Here is a 4,264-nt window from a genome sequence, read left to right as displayed (position 1 = left end):
TTCCAACCTCCGCCAACCAGCATCGTTTGCCGCTCCTGACACGATGCTCAACGGCAACCCGATGCGTGCTGGAACTCGGCATCGCGCCGATGGGCATACACACGGCCATATCCGTTTGCCCGCCGCTGCGGCTCCGACGCGCGTAGTGCGCCCGGTTATCGTGATGCCCGTGGCCGAGACCGCCCCGCTGCGCGTGCAGCTGATCGCGACGACCACGTTCGTCGCACCGCCGGACGTGCCGTGGAGCACCGACGCCGACGGCGGCCAGGCGCTCACCGAGTTCGCCGGGCGGGCCTGCTACCAGAGCTGGTCGAAGCCCAACCCCAAGACGGCGACCAACGCCGGCTACATCCGCCACATCATCGACGTCGGGCATTTCTCGGTGCTTGAGCACGCCGGCGTGTCGTTCTACATCACCGGCATCTCGCGGTCGTGCACGCACGAGCTGATCCGGCACCGGCACTTCTCCTACTCGCAGCTCTCCCAGCGTTACGTGCCGGAGAACGACTCACAGGTCGTGGTGCCGCCCGGCCTGGACGACGACCCGGAGCTGCAGCAGATCCTCACCGCCGCCGCCGACGCCAGCCGGGCCGCCTACACCGAACTGCTGACCAGGCTGGAAGCCACGTTCGCCGACCAACCCAACGCGGTGTTGCGTCGCAAACAGGCCCGCCAGGCCGCCCGCGCGGTGCTGCCGAACGCCACCGAGACGCGCATCGTGGTCACCGGCAACTATCGGGCGTGGCGGCATTTCATCGCGATGCGGGCCAGCGAGCACGCCGACGTGGAGATCCGCCGGCTGGCCATCGCCTGCCTGCGCCAACTCGTCGACGTCGCTCCGGCGGTGTTCGCCGACTTCCAGATCACCTCGCTGGCCGACGGCACCGAGGTCGCCACCAGCCCGTTAGCGACCGAAGCCTGACCCGCAATCGACTTCCGCCATGTCCGTCACGGCCGTCATGTCCGTCACGTCCGTCAAGTCCGTCACACCCGTCACACCCATCACGTTCGTCACGTCCGTTATACCCGTCACACCATGGAACCGCCTGATGTTTTGCCCGCCTTCGAGCGACAAGGCGCAAACGCCTATCGGAATTGTCGCTGCGAGGTGGGCACACCGGCACACCCCGAACTTTCTGTGACGGGTGAGACTCCCGAGCCGCGCCCATCAGCCTGCGCAACGCACCCGCGCGGCTGCTAAAGGGCTTGCCGGGGCCAGGTAACCTGTGACCGTGAGCACCGGCGGAGTCGACGTCCACGCGAGCCTGGGCACCCTGCTGACCGCGCTGGCGACGCCGTTCGCGCCGGACGGCTCCCTGGACCTCGCGGCCGCGGCACGGCTGGCCACCCACGTCATCGACGCCGGGTGCGACGGCGTCCTGGTGTCCGGCACCACCGGTGAAGCGCCGACCACCACCGACGCCGAGAAACTCGCGCTGCTGCGAGCGGTGCTGGAGGCGGTCGGCGACCGCGCCCGGGTCGTGGCCGGCGCCGGCAGCTACGACACCGCGCACAGCGTGCGCCTGGCCAAAGCGTGCGCGGCCGAGGGTGCGCACGGGCTGCTGGTGGTCACGCCCTACTACTCCAGGCCGCCCCAGGCCGGCCTGATCGCACACTTCACCGCCGTCGCCGACGCGACCCCGCTGCCGGTGCTGCTCTACGACATCCCGCCGCGGTCGGTCGTGCCGATCGAGCCCGGCACACTCCGCGCGCTGGCGTTGCACCCCAACATCGTCGGGGTCAAAGACGCCAAGGGCGACCTGCCCATGGGCGGACAGCTGATAGCCGAGACCGGGCTGGTGTACTACTCCGGCGACGACGCCCTGAACCTGCCCTGGTTGGCAATGGGTGCGGTCGGTGTCATCAGCGTCTGGGGCCATCTGGCGGCCGGCCAGCTGCGAGAGATGTTGTCGGCGTTCGCCGCCGGTGACGTGGCGATGGCGCGCAAGATCAACGTCACGCTCGCGCCGCTGGGCGCGGCCCAAACGCGACTGGGCGGGGTCACGATGGTCAAGGCCGGCCTGCGGTTGCAGGGCATCGAGGTCGGCGACCCGCGGCTGCCGCAGCTGCCGGCCACCCCGGAGCAGGTGGACGCCCTGGCCGCCGACATGCGCGCGGCGTCGGTGCTGCGGTGAACCCCCGGTGAATCCCTGGTGAACCCCCGGTGAACGAAGACCTCCCCCCGCCAGCACCGCTGACCACCGGCGGGTTGCGGGTCACCGCGCTCGGCGGCATCAACGAAATCGGCCGCAACATGACGGTTTTCGAGCATCTGGGCCGGCTGCTGATCGTCGACTGCGGGGTGCTGTTCCCCGGCCACGACGAGCCCGGCGTCGACCTGATCCTGCCGGATATGCGCCACATCGAAGACCGGCTCGACGACGTCGAGGCGCTGGTGCTGACCCATGCGCACGAAGACCACATCGGCGCCATCCCGTTCCTGCTCAAGCTGCGGCGCGACATCCCCGTCGTCGGCTCGACGTTCACCTTGGCCCTGGTCGCCGCGAAATGCCGCGAACACCGGATCAAACCGGTGTTCGTCGACGTCGCCGAGGGACAGCGCAGCACACACGGGGTGTTCGAATGCGAATACTTCGCCGTCAACCACTCCATTCCCGACGCGCTGGCCGTCGCCGTGCACACCGGCGCCGGAACCGTGCTGCACACCGGGGACATCAAGCTCGACCAGCTGCCGCTCGGCGGCCGTCCCACCGACCTGCCCGGCATGTCGCGGCTCGGAGACGCCGGGGTGGACCTGTTCCTGTGCGACTCCACCAACGCCGAAGTCCCCGGCGTCGGGCCGAGCGAAAGCGAAATCGGGCCGACCCTGCACCGGCTGATCCGCGGCGCCGAGGGGCGGGTGATCGTGGCGTGCTTCGCCTCCAACGTCGACCGCGTGCAGCAGATCGTCGACGCCGCAGTGGCTTTGGGGCGGCGGGTGTCGTTCGTCGGCCGCTCGATGGTGCGCAACATGGGCATTGCCCGCGACCTGGGTTTCCTGCGGGTCGATGAGTCCGATCTGATCGAGATCGGCGCCGCCGAGCTGATGCCGCCCGAGCGGGTGGTGCTGATCACCACCGGCACCCAGGGCGAGCCGATGTCGGCGTTGTCGCGGATGTCGCGCGGCGAGCATCGCAGCATCACGTTGACCTCGGGCGACCTGGTCGTCTTGTCGTCGTCGCTGATCCCCGGCAACGAGGAAGCCATCTACGGGGTCATCGACGCGCTGTCCAAGATCGGCGCCCGGGTGGTCACCAATGCCCAAGCGCGGGTGCATGTTTCGGGCCACGCCTACGCAGGTGAGCTGTTGTTCCTGTACAACGGGGTGCGGCCGCGCCACGTCATGCCGGTGCACGGGACCTGGCGGATGTTGCGGGCCAACGCCGCGCTGGCCGCCCGCACCGGCGTTCCCGAAGAATCAATCCTGTTGGCCGAGAACGGCGTCAGCGTCGACCTGGTCGCCGGCAAAGCCACTATCTCCGGCGCGGTGCGCGTGGGCAAGATGTTCGTCGACGGGCTGGTCACCGGCGACGTCGGCGACATCACGCTGGGCGAGCGGCTGATCCTGTCGGCGGGTTTCGTGGCGGTCACCGTGGTGGTGCGGCGCGGCACCGGACGCCTCGCCGCGCCGCCGCACCTGCACTCGCGGGGCTTCTCCGAAGACCCCAAGGCGTTGGCTTCGGTGCTGCCCAAGATCGAGGCGGAGCTGGAGACGCTGGCCGCCGGACAGGTCACCGACCCGGCCCGGATCGCGCAGGCGGTGCGGCGCACCGTCGGCAAGTGGGTGGGGGAGACCTACCGCCGCCAGCCGATGATCGTGCCGACCGTCATCGAGATCTGACCGCGCCGCATACGCCAGCGGGCTTGTCAGCCGCGCAGCCGGCCCTTGGCCGGATCCCCGGCGATCACCGGCTGCAACACCTTGATGTCGGGCGGCCCGTCCAGATGGTCGCGGGCGTCGGTGAACATCGTGGTGACGGCGGGCGCGCGGCTGTGGGCCTGCAGCGCGTCGGCGTCGGCCCACTGCTCGACGAAGACGAACGTGGTGCCGGCTTCGTGCAGCGCGTAGAGCTGGCAGCCCGGCTCTTCGTGGACCTCGCGGACCGCGCGGGCGAGGATGTCGCGGACGGTGTCGACGGACTCGGGCTTGGCGGTCAGGGTGGCGACGACGACGGGCATCCGGGCAGCTCCTCGATGGTGGCTGGGTGATAGCGGTATGACGGCTGTCACTCTGACAAGTTCTGAAACTACCCCCTCAGGGCTG

Annotated in this window: 4 protein-coding genes; 3 read left to right on the top strand and 1 reads right to left on the bottom strand. The window is 69.6% G+C overall.

Going from position 1 to position 4,264, the window contains the following annotated elements; all coding sequences use genetic code 11:
• Window positions 1-169 precede the first annotated feature (169 nt).
• The 3 genes from thyX to ABDW21_RS16425 all read left to right on the top strand — a co-directional run bounded on the left by thyX (window position 170) and on the right by ABDW21_RS16425 (window position 3,841).
• A complete protein-coding gene (gene thyX, locus ABDW21_RS16435) occupies window positions 170-922 on the top strand; it encodes an FAD-dependent thymidylate synthase (protein WP_343603193.1) in 753 nt (250 codons plus the stop codon).
• 310 nt (window positions 923-1,232) lie between these two features.
• Window positions 1,233-2,135, top strand: a complete 903-nt coding sequence (gene dapA / locus ABDW21_RS16430) for a 4-hydroxy-tetrahydrodipicolinate synthase (RefSeq protein ID WP_343603191.1) — start codon at window positions 1,233-1,235, stop codon at window positions 2,133-2,135.
• 29 nt (window positions 2,136-2,164) lie between these two features.
• Window positions 2,165-3,841, top strand: a complete 1,677-nt coding sequence (locus tag ABDW21_RS16425) for a ribonuclease J (protein ID WP_343603189.1) — start codon at window positions 2,165-2,167, stop codon at window positions 3,839-3,841.
• 26 nt (window positions 3,842-3,867) lie between these two features.
• On the opposite strand, the gene ABDW21_RS16420 is transcribed toward ABDW21_RS16425, so the two are convergent.
• Complete coding sequence (locus ABDW21_RS16420) at window positions 3,868-4,179, bottom strand: putative quinol monooxygenase (protein WP_343603188.1); 312 nt, start codon at window positions 4,177-4,179, stop codon at window positions 3,868-3,870.
• Between the last annotated feature and the right edge of the window lie 85 nt (window positions 4,180-4,264).

This window comes from Mycobacterium sp. (genome assembly GCF_039583805.1).
Taxonomy (GTDB): domain Bacteria; phylum Actinomycetota; class Actinomycetes; order Mycobacteriales; family Mycobacteriaceae; genus Mycobacterium.
The sequence above is the reverse complement of the archived record's forward strand: the minus strand, read 5'-3'. Positions and strand labels throughout refer to the sequence as shown.